16 protein-coding genes are annotated in these 16,465 nt (G+C 59.1%); 12 read left to right on the top strand and 4 right to left on the bottom strand.

Annotated features, from left to right (window positions below):
* Positions 1-198: 198 nt before the first annotated feature.
* The 6 genes from ACX80D_RS09390 to ACX80D_RS09365 all read left to right on the top strand — a co-directional run bounded on the left by ACX80D_RS09390 (position 199) and on the right by ACX80D_RS09365 (position 7,335).
* Complete coding sequence (locus tag ACX80D_RS09390) at positions 199-1,833, top strand: peptide ABC transporter substrate-binding protein (protein ID WP_459322391.1); 1,635 nt, start codon at positions 199-201, stop codon at positions 1,831-1,833.
* A 220-nt stretch (positions 1,834-2,053) separates the two neighbouring features.
* Positions 2,054-2,980 carry an ABC transporter permease gene (locus ACX80D_RS09385; protein WP_459322390.1) on the top strand — a complete coding sequence of 309 codons (927 nt, stop codon included), beginning with the start codon at positions 2,054-2,056 and terminating at the stop codon, positions 2,978-2,980.
* Complete coding sequence (locus ACX80D_RS09380; protein ID WP_459322389.1) at positions 2,973-3,980, top strand: ABC transporter permease; 1,008 nt, start codon at positions 2,973-2,975, stop codon at positions 3,978-3,980. The genes ACX80D_RS09385 and ACX80D_RS09380 overlap by 8 nt, the downstream gene beginning before the upstream one ends.
* A 6-nt stretch (positions 3,981-3,986) precedes the next feature.
* The gene (locus ACX80D_RS09375; protein WP_459322388.1) at positions 3,987-5,801 is read left to right on the top strand and encodes a dipeptide ABC transporter ATP-binding protein; all 1,815 of its coding nucleotides are present in this window, start codon (positions 3,987-3,989) and stop codon (positions 5,799-5,801) included.
* A 140-nt stretch (positions 5,802-5,941) separates the two neighbouring features.
* Positions 5,942-6,871: a PIG-L family deacetylase gene (locus ACX80D_RS09370; RefSeq protein ID WP_459322387.1), complete on the top strand. Its 930-nt coding sequence runs from the start codon at positions 5,942-5,944 to the stop codon at positions 6,869-6,871.
* Entirely contained in the window at positions 6,868-7,335 is a 468-nt protein-coding gene (locus ACX80D_RS09365; RefSeq protein ID WP_459322386.1) for a hypothetical protein, read from the top strand. Before ACX80D_RS09370 ends, ACX80D_RS09365 begins: the two co-directional genes overlap by 4 nt.
* 215 nt (positions 7,336-7,550) lie before the next feature.
* On the opposite strand, the gene ACX80D_RS09360 is transcribed toward ACX80D_RS09365, so the two are convergent.
* A complete protein-coding gene (locus ACX80D_RS09360; protein WP_459322385.1) occupies positions 7,551-7,784 on the bottom strand; it encodes a putative acetyltransferase in 234 nt (77 codons plus the stop codon).
* 108 nt (positions 7,785-7,892) lie between these two features.
* Between ACX80D_RS09360 and fdxA the strand changes: the two genes are divergently transcribed.
* From fdxA to ACX80D_RS09330, 6 genes are all read left to right on the top strand, one after another.
* Positions 7,893-8,216, top strand: coding sequence for a ferredoxin (gene fdxA, locus ACX80D_RS09355; RefSeq protein ID WP_110107230.1), 324 nt, complete (start codon positions 7,893-7,895; stop codon positions 8,214-8,216).
* Positions 8,217-8,278: 62 nt separating this feature from the next.
* Positions 8,279-9,418 (top strand): succinyldiaminopimelate transaminase, encoded by a 1,140-nt coding sequence (dapC, locus tag ACX80D_RS09350; protein ID WP_459322384.1) that lies wholly within the window; start codon positions 8,279-8,281, stop codon positions 9,416-9,418.
* 219 nt (positions 9,419-9,637) lie between these two features.
* On the top strand, positions 9,638-10,921 hold the full coding sequence (locus ACX80D_RS09345) for a citrate synthase (protein ID WP_459322383.1): 1,284 nt from the start codon (positions 9,638-9,640) through the stop codon (positions 10,919-10,921).
* A gap of 258 nt (positions 10,922-11,179) precedes the next feature.
* Positions 11,180-11,371 carry a hypothetical protein gene (locus ACX80D_RS09340; protein WP_459322382.1) on the top strand — a complete coding sequence of 64 codons (192 nt, stop codon included), beginning with the start codon at positions 11,180-11,182 and terminating at the stop codon, positions 11,369-11,371.
* A gap of 56 nt (positions 11,372-11,427) precedes the next feature.
* Positions 11,428-12,051: a TetR/AcrR family transcriptional regulator gene (locus ACX80D_RS09335; RefSeq protein WP_459322381.1), complete on the top strand. Its 624-nt coding sequence runs from the start codon at positions 11,428-11,430 to the stop codon at positions 12,049-12,051.
* Between the two features lie 172 nt (positions 12,052-12,223).
* Positions 12,224-12,835: a hypothetical protein gene (locus ACX80D_RS09330; protein WP_459322437.1), complete on the top strand. Its 612-nt coding sequence runs from the start codon at positions 12,224-12,226 to the stop codon at positions 12,833-12,835.
* Positions 12,836-12,844: 9 nt separating this feature from the next.
* Here the strand turns inward: ACX80D_RS09330 and ACX80D_RS09325 are convergent, their stop codons facing one another.
* The 3 genes from ACX80D_RS09325 to ACX80D_RS09315 form a co-directional block, all read right to left on the bottom strand.
* Positions 12,845-13,729: a hypothetical protein gene (locus tag ACX80D_RS09325; protein ID WP_459322380.1), complete on the bottom strand. Its 885-nt coding sequence runs from the start codon at positions 13,727-13,729 to the stop codon at positions 12,845-12,847.
* A gap of 39 nt (positions 13,730-13,768) precedes the next feature.
* Positions 13,769-14,761, bottom strand: coding sequence for a 2,3,4,5-tetrahydropyridine-2,6-dicarboxylate N-succinyltransferase (gene dapD, locus ACX80D_RS09320; protein ID WP_459322379.1), 993 nt, complete (start codon positions 14,759-14,761; stop codon positions 13,769-13,771).
* A 71-nt stretch (positions 14,762-14,832) separates the two neighbouring features.
* Entirely contained in the window at positions 14,833-16,428 is a 1,596-nt protein-coding gene (locus ACX80D_RS09315) for a molybdopterin-dependent oxidoreductase (protein ID WP_459322378.1), read from the bottom strand.
* Positions 16,429-16,465 lie beyond the last annotated feature (37 nt).

The raw sequence follows: 16,465 nt of genomic DNA, 5'->3' as shown, positions 1-16,465 counted from the left end.
GTGCCCAAAATGGACCAGTGTTGTGTTCTAGGTCTCAGTTTTATTAAGATGCTTCCAAAATGTGGGCTTGTTTACTTGCCGGTAATATATTGCGGCTAGGCTCAATGAGTATGAGTTGAGCCACTGCCCCCGGCCAAACAAGGATCCGGGTCTGTGGGGCTCGTTGCTCGAATCCAAAACACACAATAGGAGGCGGAAATGCGTTTGTCGCGTACTTCCCAAGCACTTGGCCTGGCAGTAGTTGTTGCCATGTCCCTGGCCGCATGTGGCGGTGGCGCTGGTGACGAAACCAACGCAGCCGGCGATACCACTAAGGTCATCACAGCCAATAACACCGAGCCGCAGAACGGCTTGCTGCCCGCAAACACCAATGAAGTTGGTGGCGGTAAGGTCATGGACCTGCTGTTCACCGGTCTGGTGAGCTATGACGCCAAGGGTGCCACGGTTAACGAGATCGCAGATTCCATTGAGACCACAGATTCTCAGACGTACACCATCAAGATCAAGAGCGGCCATGTGTTCAGCGACGGCACGGCCGTCACCGCACAGTCCTTCGTTGATGCATGGAACTTTGGTGCAGCTGCTAAGAACGCACAGCTGAACAGCTACTTCTTCGAATCCATCAAGGGCTACGACAAGGTTTCAGCTGAAGGTGCTACCGAAGAGACCATGGAAGGCCTGAAGGTTGTTGATGACAGCACCTTCACCGTTGAGCTCGCTCAGCCCGAATCTGACTTCCCGTTGCGTCTTGGCTACACGGCGTTCTACCCGTTGCCGGCATCCGCTTACGATGACCCCAAGGCTTTCGGCGAGAACCCGATCGGTAACGGCCCGTACAAGTTGGCTGCTGATGGCTGGAAGCATGACGTTTCCATTGAACTGGTCCCCAACGAGACGTACGAAGGACCGCGCAAGGCCAAAAACGGCGGCGTGACCTTCACGATCTTCAACAACCCGGATTCTGCCTACACCGAGGTGCAAGCGGACAACCTGGACATTCTGGATCAGGTACCGCCGAGCGGCCTGCAGAACTTCAAGACTGACTTCGAAGGCCGCAACGTCAACCAGCCTTACGCCGGTAACGCCACCATGGTCCTCCCGTCCTACATGCCCGAATTCAAGGGCGAAGCTGGAACCATGCGTCGTCAGGCCATCTCCATGGCCATTGATCGTCAGCAGATCATTGACAAGATCTTCTACGGCAATAAGAAGGCCGCAACGGAGTTCACCTCACCCGTCATTGACGGCTATGAAGCTGCTCTTCCCGGTTCTGAGGTTCTGAAGTTCGACGCCGCTAAGGCCAAGGCCCTCTGGGAGAAGGCTGACGCCATTGACCCGTGGCCCGCAGGAAAGGTCCTGACCATCACCTCCAACATTGATGGTGCCGGTAACAAGGAATACATCACGGCCATGGCCAACCAGATTGCCACCAATCTTGGAATCAAGGCTGAGCTGAACCCGATCTCCAGCTTCAAGGAAATGCGCGCCCTGGTCAACGAGAAGAAGCTGACCGGTGCCTCACGCGCTGGCTGGCAGGCTGACTACCCGTCGCTGTACAACTTCCTCGGCCCGCTGTACGGCACCGGTGCAGGCTCCAATGATGGCGACTACTCCAACCCGGCCTTCGACGCAAAGTTGAAGGAAGGCCTAGCAGCAACCACAGTTGAAGACGGCATCAAGAACTTCAACGAAGCTCAGGAAATCCTGCTCAAGGACATGCCGGTTGTACCCCTGTGGTACCAGGCAGTTCAGGGTGTATGGAGCAACAACGTCGACACAGTCGAGTTCGGCTGGAATGGCGTACCGCTTTACTACGAAGTAACCGCCAAGTAGGAACATAAGTTCCGGCACGAAGTAGGGGGATCCGGCCTTAAACCGGGTTCCCCTATTTTGGCGTTTTAACAACAGTTTTCTTTGTCACACATACAATGCGTTTGGGCGATGTCAAAGTTTCAGAACTACAGTTCTGCGCTTGTTCCCGCACAGACAGCTAGTGAACAGGTAATTACATGAATGAGATGTACCTTCGGCGGCAGGGCGTGGTGACTCCGTAATGGTCATGTTTACGCTCCGTCGTTTCTTACAGTTGATCCCCGTATTCTTCGGGGCAACCCTTCTGGTCTATTTCTTGGTGTTTGCTACACCAGGTGACCCCATCGCCGCACTTTCCGGCGGCAAGCCCATGGCACCTGCCGTTGAGGCAGCCCTACGTGCTCAGTACAACTTGGACCAGCCCTTCTGGGTTCAGTACGGTTTGTACTTGAAAAATCTCGTCACGATGAATCTGGGTCAGACCTTCTCCGGCCAGGAAGTCGCGGACGTTATTGCCCGGGCCTACCCTGTCACTGCGCGCCTGGCCATTATGGCTTTGGTCTTTGAGGCCTTCTTTGGTGTGCTGTTCGGTGTCATCGCTGGACTGCGCAAGGGCAAGCTGTTCGACAGCACTGTCCTAGTTGCTTCCCTGCTCGTAATCGCTGTTCCGACCTTCGTGCTCGGCTTCGTATTGCAGCTTGTTGTTGGAGTTCAGCTTGGCTGGGCCAAGCCCACCGTCAGCGGTTCTGCGCCTTGGAATGAATTGATTCTGCCTGCCATGGTGCTGGGCCTAGTTTCCCTGGCCTATGTCATTAGGCTTACCCGGGCCTCCATCAGCGAGAACATGAATGCCGATTATGTCCGGACGGCTACGGCCAAGGGATTGAGCCGGCGTCGTGTGGTGGTTGTGCATATTCTGCGTAACTCCCTGATTCCCGTGGTGACCTTCCTGGGTGCCGACCTAGGCTCGCTTATGGGCGGAGCCATCGTCACCGAAGGTATTTTCAACGTGCCCGGTATCGGCAACTTGTTGTATAAGGCCATTCTGAAGGGCGAGAGTGCCACGGTCGTAGCCGTGGTCGGCATCCTCGTCATCGTGTTCGTGGTGGCCAACCTTGTTGTTGATCTTTTGTACGCCGTGCTTGATCCGAGGATTCGCTATGTCTGAGAACCTGACACCTGAAACTGAACCGAGCAAGGCGGGAACCCCGCGTCTCGGGAAAAAATCGACTCGCGTCATAGAACACTATGTTGCGCCGTTGGAGGAGACGCCGCTTGCGGCTGTTGACTCTGTCACCGAAGGCGGAGCCCCGCTGAGCTTGTGGGCAGAGGCGTGGCGCAACTTGCGCAAGCAGCCCCTCTTCATTATTTCGGCACTGCTGATCCTGCTCGTCATTGTGGTTGCGCTCGTCCCACAGTGGTTCTCCAGCGTTGACCCCACCAGCTGTACCTTGAATGACTCTGCAGAAGGAGCCCGCGCCGGGCATCCATTGGGCTTTAATCTACAGGGCTGTGACGTGTATGCGCGCATGATTCATGGCACCCGGGCCTCATTGATGGTGGGCATTTTTACCACCATCGGTGTGCTCATCATCGGTGGCACCATGGGTGCCCTAGCTGGCTACTACGGTGGCTGGATGGATGCCATCTTGGCCCGAGTTGGCGATGTTTTCTTCGCGTTGCCGCTGATCCTCGGGGCCATCGTCATGATGCAGCTGCCGGCTTTTCGCGACAACCGCAGTATTTGGACTGTTGTTTTAGTCTTGGTCATCTTCGGCTGGCCGCAGATTGCCCGTATCACCCGTGGTGCCGTGCTTGAAAATCGCAATGCGGACTTTGTCACAGCCGCCAAGGCGCTAGGACTTTCCCGTTTCAGCGCCCTGATCAAGCACGTGATCCCCAACTCACTGGCACCCATCATTGTAGTGGCCAGCATTTCGCTGGGTACCTTCATCGTTGCTGAAGCAACCCTGTCCTTCTTGGGTTTGGGCCTTCCTCCGTCCATCATGTCCTGGGGAAATGACATTGCTTCAGCTCAGCCGCAGGTTCGCAATAACCCTTCAGTGTTGCTCTGGCCGGCTGCTGCTCTGTCAGTCACCGTACTTAGCTTCATCATGCTCGGTGACGCGCTGCGCGATGCCCTCGACCCCAAAGCAAGGAAGAGGTGAGGTTTGATGTCATCTTCTAACATGAACAAGTCCGCGAACCCAGCCGTGCCCGGCATCAATGATGCACCACTGCTGGAAATCAAGAACCTAGCCATCACCTTCGATACGCAGGGCGGTCCGGTAAACGCCGTACGCAATGCGCATTTGACGGTCATGCCTGGCGAGACCGTTGCCATTGTTGGCGAGTCCGGCTCAGGTAAATCCACCACGGCGCTGGCTGCGATTGGTCTGTTGCCCTCCAACGGTCGGGTCAGCGCTGGCCAGATCATTTTCGACGGCGAAGACATTACTCACGCCAGCGAAAAGCGCATCATCGAGTTGCGTGGAAATTCCATTGGCATGGTTCCGCAGGACCCCATGTCCAACCTGAACCCCGTGTGGAAAATTGGTTTCCAGGTCAAGGAAACACTGAAGGCGAACGGTTTGGCGGGTTCCAACTCCAACGAACGCGTTGCCGAGGTGCTCACCGAGGCCGGACTGCCAGATGCTGCTGTGCGGGCCAAGCAATTCCCCCACGAATTCTCTGGTGGAATGCGTCAGCGTGCGTTGATCGCCATTGGCTTGGCTTGCCGTCCGCGGCTGCTGATTGCCGATGAGCCCACCTCGGCTCTGGACGTGACGGTACAGGGTCAGATTCTTGATCACCTTGATCGCATGACTACGGAACTGAACACGGCCGTTTTGCTGATCACCCACGATCTCGGCCTTGCTGCCGAGCGGGCTGAGAAGCTCGTGGTGATGTACAAGGGGCAGGTGGTTGAGTCGGGTCCCGCACTGGAGATCCTGCGCAACCCCCAGCATCCGTACACACAGCGTTTGGTGAACTCGGCGCCGTCGCTCGCTTCCAAGCGTCTGCAGTCCGGCAAGGCCAAGGAAGCTTTGGCCGCCGCCGCCGCTGCTGGGACTGTTGAGGTTTCGCAGCCAGCAGACGTGCTCAAGGTTGCAAAGGTGGAACAGGCAGAACACGTTGAGCAGGCTAACAAGGCTGCCCACACGGGCGGCCTCAAGAGCCACACCCCGGCAGGCCGTGGTGACACGATCTTGGAAATCAAGAACCTGACCAAGGTGTTCAAGCTCCGCGGCGCATTGGGCAAGTCCACTGATTTCAAGGCTGTAGATGATGTTTCCATCAACGTCAAGCGCGGTACCACCATGGCCATTGTGGGGGAGTCGGGTTCCGGCAAGTCCACCGTGGCGCAGATGGCACTGAGCTTGTTGGCGCCTACTGAGGGCAGCATCCTCTTCGACGGGGTGGACGTGACCAGCCTCAAGGGTAAGGCGCTGTTCAACTTCCGCCGCCGTGTGCAGCCCATCTTCCAGGATCCCTATGGTTCCCTGGACCCGATGTTCAACATCTACCGCACCATCGAAGAGCCGCTGAAGATCCACAAGATCGGCGATGCCAAGTCACGGGAAAAGAAGGTCCGCGAACTGTTGGATCAGGTTTCCATGCCTGCCTCCACCATGCAGCGCTTCCCGAACGAGCTCTCCGGCGGTCAGCGTCAGCGTATCGCCATCGCGCGTGCCCTGGCACTGAACCCGGATGTGATCATCTGTGACGAGGCCGTCTCGGCTTTGGATGTTTTGGTGCAGGCGCAGGTGTTGAATCTGCTTAACGAACTGCAGGAAGAGTTGGGCCTGACTTACCTGTTCATCACCCACGATCTGGCCGTTGTTCGCCAGATCGCTGATGATGTCTCCGTCATGCAGAAGGGCCGTCTCGTGGAGCAAGCCACCACGGACGAGGTCTTCAACAACCCGCAGCAGCGCTACACGCAGGATCTGCTCAGTGCTATCCCGGGAGCCTCGCTTCTGGTGTAGTAACTGCTTTTCCTTGTTTTCCGGCCGGCGCATATGGACTCAACGTTCATATGCGCCGGCCTTTTAAGTGGGTTTTCGCCGTTGGCGCACTGGATGCGGGTCCTATATCGCGCGGCTAGCGAGCGGGTAGATTGGAGAGTATGGAATCAACTACCTTGTTGCCCGAGACCGGACCCAAATCCACCATGCTCTTTGTGCATGCCCACCCCGACGACGAAACCATCGTCACGGGGGCCACCATGGCCGCTTCGGCCGCCGCTGGTGCCCGAGTTGTCCTAGTGACCTGCACGCGCGGGGAGCTGGGCGAGGTTATTGTGCCCGAGTTGGCGCATCTGGAGGTCAAAGCGGGAGACGTGGCTCTCGCGCTATCCACAGACCCGGACGACGCCGGACACCTACCTGAGCAGGAATCGGCACCGGGAGCCGGGCTAGCCTTGGAACGAGAACGCGAGTTAGCTGCGGCATTGACCGCGCTGGGCGTCCAGGAGCACATCTGGCTGGGCCAAGGACTGACTGCGAAGGACAACGGAGAAGTGACTTTCCGCGATTCGGGAATGCAGTGGGGCGCGGATGGTCGAGCCACCGCAGCAGATACTGTGCTTCCCGGTTCCTTCTCAAAGGCGCCCTTGGAGGAAAGTGCCGAATTGTTGGCGCACGCCATCCGTGAGCTGCGTCCGGACATGGTGATCAGCTATGCAGCCGACGGCGGCTACGGGCATCCTGACCATGTGCGCACTCATGAACTCACCATGGCTGCGCTGCGCCTGGCAGCGTCGGCAGGTGCAGCCAATGCTGGGCCGGCACACGCCTCCGTTGTGGTGACAGGCTGGAAAGTTCCCGCTGTCTACACGATCGTCAGTGACCGGCCCGAAAGGGCGCTGGACGCTGACACCCCGCGGCTACGAGTTGTAGGAGACCTGGCAGCCAAGAAAGCCGCCATGGAAGCCCACCGCACCCAGATCACCGTGGACGGTGAGCGCTTTGCCCTCTCCGATAACGTGTGGAGGGATATTTCTGCCGTGGAGGAATTTGTGGCGATTCCTTCCGCCGAGATATATCCAGCACAGTGACCGGAGCGCACCCGCCGGAGCAGGAACCGCAGGAACGGGCAGCGCAGCCGTCAGAGAAGTCGTCGGAGCACAAGCTTCGTTTCAGCCTTCCCCCACCGCGGCGCTGGGCCATCATGGTTGCAGCCGCCGGGGCCGGGATCGGCAGCGGACTATTGGGAACCTCGCTCCATGGCCACGCATGGTTTCTGAACAACGGGCAAACAATTGTGCCCTTCGGCGCGGCCCTGGCGCTGCTTTTACTGGTGTCCGTGGGCCTGTTTGTGGGGTTGTGGAGCAAAAGCTCTTGGATTGTAGTGCTGTGTGGAGCGGCCGCTTATTTGACGGCAGGGGTGCTGTCTCTGCAACTGGGAGCTGTGGGCATCATTACCGGAAACCTGCAAGGCAATGTGTGGCTTTACGGAATCGCCGTTGCCACCCCGCTCACGGCCTGGCTGGTCAACGTACTGCTCAAATCACGCACATAGTCTCAGGCTGACTCGAATAGGGCTTGGCCAGCGATAAGACTTTATTTATCCGCAGGTCGGTGGGTCAGCGTTGCGGTGCAGTGAGAGTGGCGCAGCTTCGCCGGGCGTGGCGTGCGTATAGCCAAAGTGGAATTTCCGGCGAGCCAGTGACTTTGCGCCAAGATCAGCCAATCTCAGCTAGCCAGCTAGCCAGTTAGCCGGTCACGGATAAACAGCTACCCCTGTACGCGCCGCGCTCGGGGCGCCGGCGGTGGGGGAACGGCCTTGGCGAGCTGAACGTCGTCGTACTTTATGGTGAGGGGGCCAGAGCGGGTGGTGATGGTGCACGACAGGGAATCGCGGGCGGTGAGATCGCCTAAGGCGTCGGTGGATCCGCCGTCGATCCGGTAGCGGACCACCATGCGGGTGCCCAGTGGAAGCTGCGCGAGTCGCTCAAGTGCAGTGTTCATTACTTCATACTAGGTCGCGCTAAGGTGCGCAGCCCGCCGCCATTGGGGGATAATGGGAGCGCCGGTGACGATTTGTGCCGGAAAAGACTTTAAGGAAGGTTGGGGTTCGTGACGTACGTAATTGCGCAGCCGTGCGTGGATGTCAAGGACAAGGCATGTGTTGAGGAGTGCCCTGTTGACTGTATCTACGAGGGTGAACGCTCGCTCTACATCCACCCCGACGAATGTGTTGACTGTGGTGCTTGTGAACCCGTGTGCCCCGTGGAGGCCATCTACTACGAGGACGACACACCGGATGAATGGGCCGAATATTACAAGGCCAACGTTGAGTTCTTTGACGTTTTGGGCTCCCCGGGTGGCGCTGCCAAGATTGGCAACACGCACACGGATCACCCCATCATTGCCGCGCTGCCGCCGCAGAACCAAGACTGAGCAAGCCCGCCTGAGCAAGCCCGCCTGACACCGCCCCGCACCCTGTGAACAGCAAGGACCCTGTGAACCACAAGCCCTTTGGCCTGCAGCTAGCCGACTACCCGTGGGACGCCTTGGCGCCGTATCTTCAAACGGCTAGCCAGCACCCTGACGGGCTCGTCAACCTGTCCATCGGCACGCCCGTGGACCCCACGCCGGTCCTGATTCAGCAGGCGCTTGCGGCTGCGGCCGATGCCCCGGGCTACCCCACAACACACGGCACACTGGCCCTGCGCGAGGCCATCGTGGAATGGTTTGCACGGCGTCGAAATGTGCCGGGCCTTGACCCCGCCGATGTCATGCCGACCGTTGGCTCCAAGGAATTGGTGGCCTGGCTACCGTTGCTGCTGGGCTTGGGTGCTGGTGATGTGGTGGTCCGACCCACGGTTGCCTACCCCACCTATGACATGGGTGCCACCTTTGCCGGGGCCACCGCCGTCGCTGCGGACTCACTGGACGAGCTCGACGCCGAGACCCTCGCCCGCGTGCGGCTGGTCTGGGTCAACTCCCCGGGCAACCCCACCGGAATTGTGCGTGGCGCCGAGGAGCTCGCAGAATTGGTCCGGGCGGCACGGGAGATTGGCGCTGTGGTCGCCTCCGATGAATGCTACGGCGAACTCGGTTGGGGACCATGGGATGTGGAAAACGGTGGAGAAGCCGTGCCCAGTGTCTTGGACCCACGGGTAACCGGGGGATCACACGAGAACTTGCTGGCCATTTATTCGATGAGCAAGCAGTCAAATCTTGCCGGCTACCGGGCCGCATTCGTGGCTGGGGACAGCGCCATCATGGCCAATCTGATCAACAGCCGCAAACATGCGGGCATGATCGTGCCGTACCCGGTTCAGGAGGCCATGCGAGTTGCCCTCTCAGATGAGGCGCATGTGCGGGAGCAGAAGGCACTGTACCGCCGCCGGCGCGAACAGCTAGTGGTGGCCCTAGAAGCCTTCGGGCTCACCATTCACCATTCAGAGGCCGGACTCTACCTGTGGTGCACAGCCGGAGAAGACACTTGGACCACCATTGGCCGGCTCGCAGAACTCGGCATTGTGGCCGGGCCAGGCACCTTTTATGGGGAAGCCGGGCACGGTTTTATCCGAGTTGCGCTGACCGGCAGCGATGAGCGAATCGGTGCCGCAGTGCGTCGATTGAGCGCAAAATAGCTCACTTTTCGCCCATATTCCACACAAAATAGCCTCTGGATTAGTGTTGAGGGCACATGAAGCGGTAGTTTCGTAGGTAGCCGTCCAGGCCGCTGCATGCTTGTGTTGCCATGTTTTATTGGGGATTTCTGCGGTCCGGTATGCGAGTGCATCGCGGGCTGAGAAAGTTTTTAGATCCATCGAAAGCCTTTACCAAGGCAACCTCATGAAGGGGACTCCATGTCTGAATCCACCGGCGCATCGCTGCGCTATGACGGCGGAGAGCTTGATCTTCCGCTCCTCAAAGCTGTCGAAGGCAACGACGGGTATGACGTTTCCAAGCTCCTGAAGACCACCGGGAATGTCACTTACGACCCCGGCTTCGTCAACACCGCCGCCACTTCCTCGGCGATCACCTTTATTGACGGTGACAAGGGAATCTTGCGCTACCGCGGCTACCCCATCGAAGAACTGGCCGAACACTCCAGCTTCCTAGAAGTTTCCTTCCTGCTCATTTACGGAAACCTCCCCACCGCGGCCGAGCTGGACGCTTTTGATCAGCGTATCCGCCGCCACACCATGCTCCACGAAGACCTCAAGGGCTTCTTCAGCGGCTTCCCCCGCGACGCGCACCCCATGCCGGTGCTGTCCTCGGCCGTTTCGGCGCTGTCAACGTTCTACCAGGACTCCCTTGACCCGTTCGACGACGAGCAGGTTGAGATGGCCACCATCCGCCTGATGGCCAAGATGCCCGTCATCGCTGCCTACGCGTACAAGAAGTCCATTGGTCAGCCCATGCTGTACCCGGACAACTCCATGAACTTGGTGGAGAACTACCTGCGTCTGAGCTTCGGCCTGCCGGCTGAACCATACGAGATGGACCCAATTGTAGTCAAGGCCCTTGATCTGCTGCTGATCCTGCATGCGGACCACGAGCAGAACTGCTCCACCTCCACAGTCCGCCTTGTAGGTAGCGCCAACGCCAACCTCTTCGCCTCCGTCTCGGCTGGCATCAACGCCCTCTTCGGCCCACTGCACGGTGGCGCTAACGAGGCAGTGCTGAACATGCTCCGTCAGATCCAAGAGAGTGGCGAGCCCGTCGAGAAGTTCGTCGAGCGAGTCAAGAACAAGGAAGACGGTGTGAAGCTCATGGGCTTCGGACACCGCGTTTACAAAAACTACGATCCGCGCGCCACCATAGTTAAGGCCACGGCTCACGAGATCCTGCAGAAGCTCGGCGGCAACGACGAACTCCTCGACATCGCCATGAGTTTGGAAGAAGTCGCGTTGACGGATGAATACTTCATCTCCCGCAAGCTCTACCCGAACGTGGACTTCTACACCGGCCTGATTTACAAGGCCATGGGCTTCCCCGAAAAGATGTTCACGGTGCTATTCGCCATTGGCCGTCTGCCGGGCTGGATTGCCCAGTGGCGCGAAATGATGAAGGACCCCGAGACCAAGATTGGCCGCCCGCGCCAGCTGTACACAGGCGAGCCGGAGCGCATGTACCCCTCGCGTTAATCCCCACCTGCCGGCCCAATGAATCGCTGGCGCGATTAATTGGGAACCTGGCAGGCGTGGGCCCAGAGGTTTTGGGCCCAGAGGCGTGGGCCCAGCGGTTTTGGGCCCAGAGGCGTGGGCCCAGCGGTTTTTGGGCCCATATGGAGATTAAGCACGACGGCGGCGGGAGACTTTCCCTTGGGAGAGTCGCCCGCCGCTTTTCTTATGCACGATGCTTTTGCAAGACTATTTTTCACGATCTGAAATGAGAGTAATCAAATGAAAATGTCGGCCCTGTTGCTGCAAACCTTCTCCATGGCTTTCCCCATTGTTGTTGTAGTGCTGGGCATCCTGGTGCTGGTGGGCAAGTCCGCTTTCCTGCCGTTCTTCATTGGCTCATTGATCATCATGATTGTGTTGCTGGTGTTGTTGCGCCTGGAGAAAAAGAAGAATAGCGAAACTAGCAAGTAGTCGTACCCGGCACCACACAACGAGCATTCGTGAGACATCTGTGCTAAAAAAGATGTGTGCCGAAAATTGTGAATGCGGATGACCGCCGTGAGCTTGTTGCCGATGCTGTCTTTCGAGTAGTGCGCGGGGGTGGCCTAGCACAAGCTTCGCTACGTAATGTGGCCACCGAGGCCGGGTTGGCCTTGGGTTCCGTACGGCACTATTTTGATAATCAGGCCGAGCTGATGGAGTTCGCTTGCCGGGTTAACTCCGAGCGGATCCACCTGCGGGCACTGGACAGGCTCGAAATACTTGAAGATGAGGACCTACCCACCGCGGCTGAGGCCCTGTTGGAGAAGTGCGCAGTGGTTCTGGAAGAGCTGTTGCCACTCGACGATGTTCGCAGCGCTGATGCCGTTGTGCGCATGGAATTCATGCTTGACGCCCGTACCAACCAGTCCCTCGTGGGCGCCGCACAGGACGATTACAGGGCCACCGGAGCAGTGGTGGGCCGCGTAGTGCTGCAGTTACTGGAAAGCCCGCTGGCGGCGCCTGGGCTGGTTCCCGTAGACGAGGCTGAACGGCTCATCGGTCTGCTGGACGGGTTGAGCCTGCGGATGGTCCTGCAACCAGCGTGGGCGGCACCGGAACAAGGGCAGGCCACGCTACGCCGCCACCTGCACACCCTCCTCGCTGAGTAGTCTCCTGTTGGAGCTCACAGTTCCTCCACTTCTGTCTCATACTCTGGCCTGCTAGTAATACCTCCGGGAAACTAACCCTGCCGCGCCGCAGCACTTGAGAGTAATCTTGGGGGTGGGATTGGTGCGCCATCACATGGCTGCACCAGCAATGCGGCAGCTGGAGGAACAAACCATGCATCACACCGGTGGCCCAGGATGGCGGATCACGATGGATACGTGCACCCCCATGCTCATGGCCCTGTATTTCCGTGACGTTGCAGGATTATCCGGCGCCGGGACTCCCTCACTGTCCCAAATAGCCCCAACGGTGCGGGCGGCCGATCACTCAATGCTGATCTCAGGCGTGGGCGGCGCAGATGCACTGAGGGACCAATGGGAGTTTTGGTGGAGCCGGCTGCTACACGCTCATCCCAGCAATGAACCTAATCTCAGCCCTCCGGACTTCCCTGAGCTCGCTGGTATGCCCGCACTGCAACGGGTGGCACACGCGCACTTTGGTGCAGCTGTGAGTTGGTCCCGGGAACAGGAACAGGTGTATTCCAGCATGGCCGCCCAGCGCGAGACCATGGGTGGGCACAAGATTTTGGCGGATCTGGTGCAGAACCGAGAAATGGAACTGGGCCGCAGCGCCCGGGATTTCACCCTGACCATCGTGGAAGTTCCTCTAGCCGAGCCAAGGGCATGGTTTATTGAACCCAACAGATTGATCATGAGTTCCCACCTGCTCGATGACCAAGAGAACTTCCGCAGCTATGTTCAACCCGTAGTGGAACTGCTCGTCTAAGAAACGGCTCTAGGCCACAGCCGGCGGAGCCAAGGTGAGTGTGACATTCCCGGTTCCGGCCGAATCAGAAGGCTGCCAGCCTAGGTTGGCACCATCCTTCGTGGCCGCCCGGTCCCAGCGAAGCCCCGCGTAATCGACTTGGACAATCCCCAAAGATTTGGCATTCGCCAAGGCCCAGTGAGCAGCCATCCATCCCAAGCTGTCACCTGTGGTGATCTCCACCGTGTCGCCTTCGGCAGTTTCCGCAACGCCTGCCTGCATCGGGAGCGGGCCCAGAGCCACCTGCGCTGCGGCTATCACGGACTCCGGGCTGGAGCCTGCGGTGGCAGGCGGCAAAGTACAGTTCAAACCCTGCGGGGTTTGTCCCGTCAACGCGGAGGCAAAAGCCCGCGACAATGGTTCGTGCTGAGCGTAGGCATGCGGAAACCCGGAGCGCTGAACAATCTGGGCGGCGTCGTTGATGGGTAAGTTGACGTAGTCAGGGACCTGAGCCAGCACATCATAAAATGCGTTGGCGGAGTACACCGGATCCATGATCTGTGCAACGGTGCCCCAATCTTGGGAGGGACGTTGCTGGAACAGACCCACAGAATCCAGATCACCGTAATCGATGTTGCGGAGCTTCGATTCCTGCAGCGCCGTCGCCAATGCGATGGACGCGGCGCGTGCGGGCATGCCGCGCTGAATAGCCAAACCGGAAATCAGTGCGGCATTTTCGCTTTGGTCTACCGCGAGCCAATAGCTACTCTCGCCCACCGTGGCCGTGCACCCCACGGCAAGGCTCGGGACGAACGCATCGCGCACGGAGCTGATCAACCATGCGCCACCGCCGACGATCAGGGTACCGACAACCACTACCACGGTGAGCCAGGCGAACGTGGCTTTGCCTCTCACCGTGGACCTCCTGCCGGACTCAAAGCCCGGATGGGAAAGCTAGTTCGCATGCAGACTGTCATTAAGAACCACGGCCGAGGCACCCTTGCGGGGGAGCACTTCAACCTGGCCTGTGGTCGAGTTGCGCCGGAACAATAGGTTGGCGACGCCGGAGAGTTCGCTGGCCTTAACAATGACGGTGGTGTCTTCGCCGTCGTCGTTCTTGGGGCCCATGACCCGAACCCGCGTGCCAGCGGTGACGTACAGGCCCGCTTCCACAATGGAATCATCGCCAATGCTGATCCCCACACCAGAGTTGGCGCCCAAGAGAACGCGTTTGCCCAAGGCAACCCGTTCCCGGCCGCCGCCGGATAGTGTTCCCATGATCGAGGCACCGCCGCCAACATCGGTGCCGTCGCCCACAACAACTCCGGCTGAGATCCGGCCCTCCACCATGGAGGTCCCAAGGGTTCCAGCATTGAAGTTTACAAATCCTTCGTGCATCACCGTGGTGCCTTCGGACAAGTACGCGCCCAGCCGGACGCGGTCCGCATCGCCAACGCGGACGCCGACAGGAATCACGTAGTCCACCATGCGCGGGAACTTATCCACTGAATACACGGTGACTGGACCGCGACGGCGCAATTTGGCCCGGGTCATTTCAAATCCTTCGACGGCGGCCGGACCGAAGTTGGTCCACACGACGTTGTTCAATTTGCCGAAGATGCCATCTAAGTTGATGCTGTTGGGTGTCACTAGACGGTGTGAGAGCAAGTGCAGGCGAAGATAGGCGTCGGCAGCATCGGCGGGCTCGGCGTCGAGGTTAATCTGCGCAAACACCACGCTTTGGTGCACCCCACGATCGGTGTCCGTGCCGGTCTGCGCCAAGGCTGTGAGGTCCTCGCTGGCGGCGGAAACACTGCCCAAAACATCGGTGCCGGTGCCAAGTTCTGGGGCCGGGAACCAGACATCGAGCACGGCGCCAGAATCGGCAATCGTGGCAAGGCCGAAGCCGTGGGCGGAACGGTCTGACGGGGAGGTTGTTGTGCTCATATGATCAGTTTATCTTCCCGGGACCGCTCGTTCCCGCAGCTTGACTTTCTAGGCCTGGATTCTGGCAGGGCTTAGACCACGTTGAATGTAATGGAGTGCCAGCCGGTGGAACCATCTGGCTCCGGGGGAGCCTGGTCCTGAATCTGGATGGTGCCGTCCGCATCGTAGGCACGCACCCGGACCTTGTGAGTACCGGCAGGAGCGTTGTCCCACACATAAGACCACTGCCTCCACGTGTCTACCGACGCTTCGGTAGCCAGCGTGGCTTCCTGCCAAGCGCCGTCGTCGATCTGGACTTCCACCTTGGAGATTCCCTTAGTTTGAGCCCAGGCGCTACCGCCCATTGCCACTGTTCCGGCAGGAACTCGGCCCAATGCACGCGGCACCTCTACCCTCGAGGATGTCTTGATGGGTCCGAGGGCCTTCCAACCTCGGGAGGTCCAATATCCTTCGGACTGGGCAAAGGTTGTCACTTCCAGATCAACCACCCACTTGGTGGCAGAGACGAAGCCGTACAAGCCCGGCACCACCATGCGCACCGGGAAGCCGTGCTCTAGAGGTAGCGGCTCGCCGTTCATACCCACCGCCAGCATGGCGTCGCGGTCGTCCTGCAGCACGGGTAGGGGAGTGGAGGCACTAAACCCGTCAATACTGGTGGAGAGAACCATGTCCGCCCCGGCCGTGGGCTTGGCCCGAGCGAGCACCTCACGCAGCGGATAACCCAGCCACTTGGCATTGCCGGCCAGATTCCCGCCCACCACATTGGAGACACAGGTCAAGGTCACGTGCGACTCAATGAGATCCTGGGCCAATAGTTCATCAAAGCCAATGGTGAATTCTTCCTCCACCATGCCGTGAACGCGAAGCTGCCATTCGGCCGGATCAATGTTGGGCACTGCGAGAGCGGTATCAATGCGGTAAAAATCTTCATTGGGGGTCACAAAAGGCGTGACTCCCTCTACGGGCGCCTGCACCCCGGCGGGCAACGCTGCTGCCTTAGTTTTCGGGGCGGGGAGCTTCAACGCCTCGCGAACGGCAGTAGCGGTATTGCGAGCACCGTTGATCACAGTGCCACCCAAGCCAACCACGACGGCGGCACCGGCCACCAGTGCCGACTTCACCAAGAAGGTGCGTCGGCTGGGAGCTGGCTGCGCTGCGGTAGGAGGGTTCGGCGTCGTACTTACGCCTTGGCTAGTGCTGGCATTCTGTCGGCTGTCTTGGCTCAGGAAACGAAGGGCGAAGAGGCCGGCCAGGGTGCCCAGCAATAGAGGGAAGAGGTCGCCGATACCCGCGCTGGCCCGGGTGATGATGCATGCGCCCATGACCACGGCGAAGGCGGTTACCATGGTGGCGCCGGCGCCAAATTTCTTGCGGGCCACAACACCGGCAACAGCTGATAAGGCGGCGGCGACGATGATCATGGAAAGGAACAACACAAATTTGTCGTTGGTGCCGAAGGTTGCGATGGCGAAATTCTTCAGCCACGACGGTGTGAAGTCGATGAAGGTGGATCCCACCGAGGTGAGGGGGGAGGAGGCAGAGCCGAAGAAGGCCGACATGAATTCGGCGACGGCAAAGAGTACTCCCGCCGAGATGACACCAGCCAGGGCGCCGAAGAGATTTCCGCGCAAGTTCTCTCGCTTTATAGCTTTAGTGCGCTTGCCCATGGGAAGCTCCTTTTGGCTCTGAATTGGCTACCTGAGG

The sequence above is a fragment of the Arthrobacter sp. Sr24 genome, assembly GCF_054511175.1.
The sequence above is the reverse complement of the archived record's forward strand: the minus strand, read 5'-3'. Positions and strand labels throughout refer to the sequence as shown.

Bases quoted from the DNA above. Each gene is read 5' to 3' on its own strand.
- ACX80D_RS09315 (WP_459322378.1), bottom strand. From the start codon at position 16,428: ATGGGCAAGCGCACTAAAGCTATAAAGCGAGAGAACTTGCGCGGAAAT.
- ACX80D_RS09345 (WP_459322383.1), top strand. From the start codon at position 9,638: ATGTCTGAATCCACCGGCGCATCGCTGCGCTATGACGGCGGAGAGCTT.
- dapD (WP_459322379.1), bottom strand. From the start codon at position 14,761: ATGAGCACAACAACCTCCCCGTCAGACCGTTCCGCCCACGGCTTCGGC.
- ACX80D_RS09380 (WP_459322389.1), top strand. From the start codon at position 2,973: ATGTCTGAGAACCTGACACCTGAAACTGAACCGAGCAAGGCGGGAACC.
- ACX80D_RS09330 (WP_459322437.1), top strand. From the start codon at position 12,224: ATGCATCACACCGGTGGCCCAGGATGGCGGATCACGATGGATACGTGC.
- ACX80D_RS09375 (WP_459322388.1), top strand. From the start codon at position 3,987: ATGTCATCTTCTAACATGAACAAGTCCGCGAACCCAGCCGTGCCCGGC.
- ACX80D_RS09360 (WP_459322385.1), bottom strand. From the start codon at position 7,784: ATGAACACTGCACTTGAGCGACTCGCGCAGCTTCCACTGGGCACCCGC.
- ACX80D_RS09370 (WP_459322387.1), top strand. From the start codon at position 5,942: ATGGAATCAACTACCTTGTTGCCCGAGACCGGACCCAAATCCACCATG.
- ACX80D_RS09390 (WP_459322391.1), top strand. From the start codon at position 199: ATGCGTTTGTCGCGTACTTCCCAAGCACTTGGCCTGGCAGTAGTTGTT.
- ACX80D_RS09340 (WP_459322382.1), top strand. From the start codon at position 11,180: ATGAAAATGTCGGCCCTGTTGCTGCAAACCTTCTCCATGGCTTTCCCC.
- ACX80D_RS09385 (WP_459322390.1), top strand. From the start codon at position 2,054: ATGGTCATGTTTACGCTCCGTCGTTTCTTACAGTTGATCCCCGTATTC.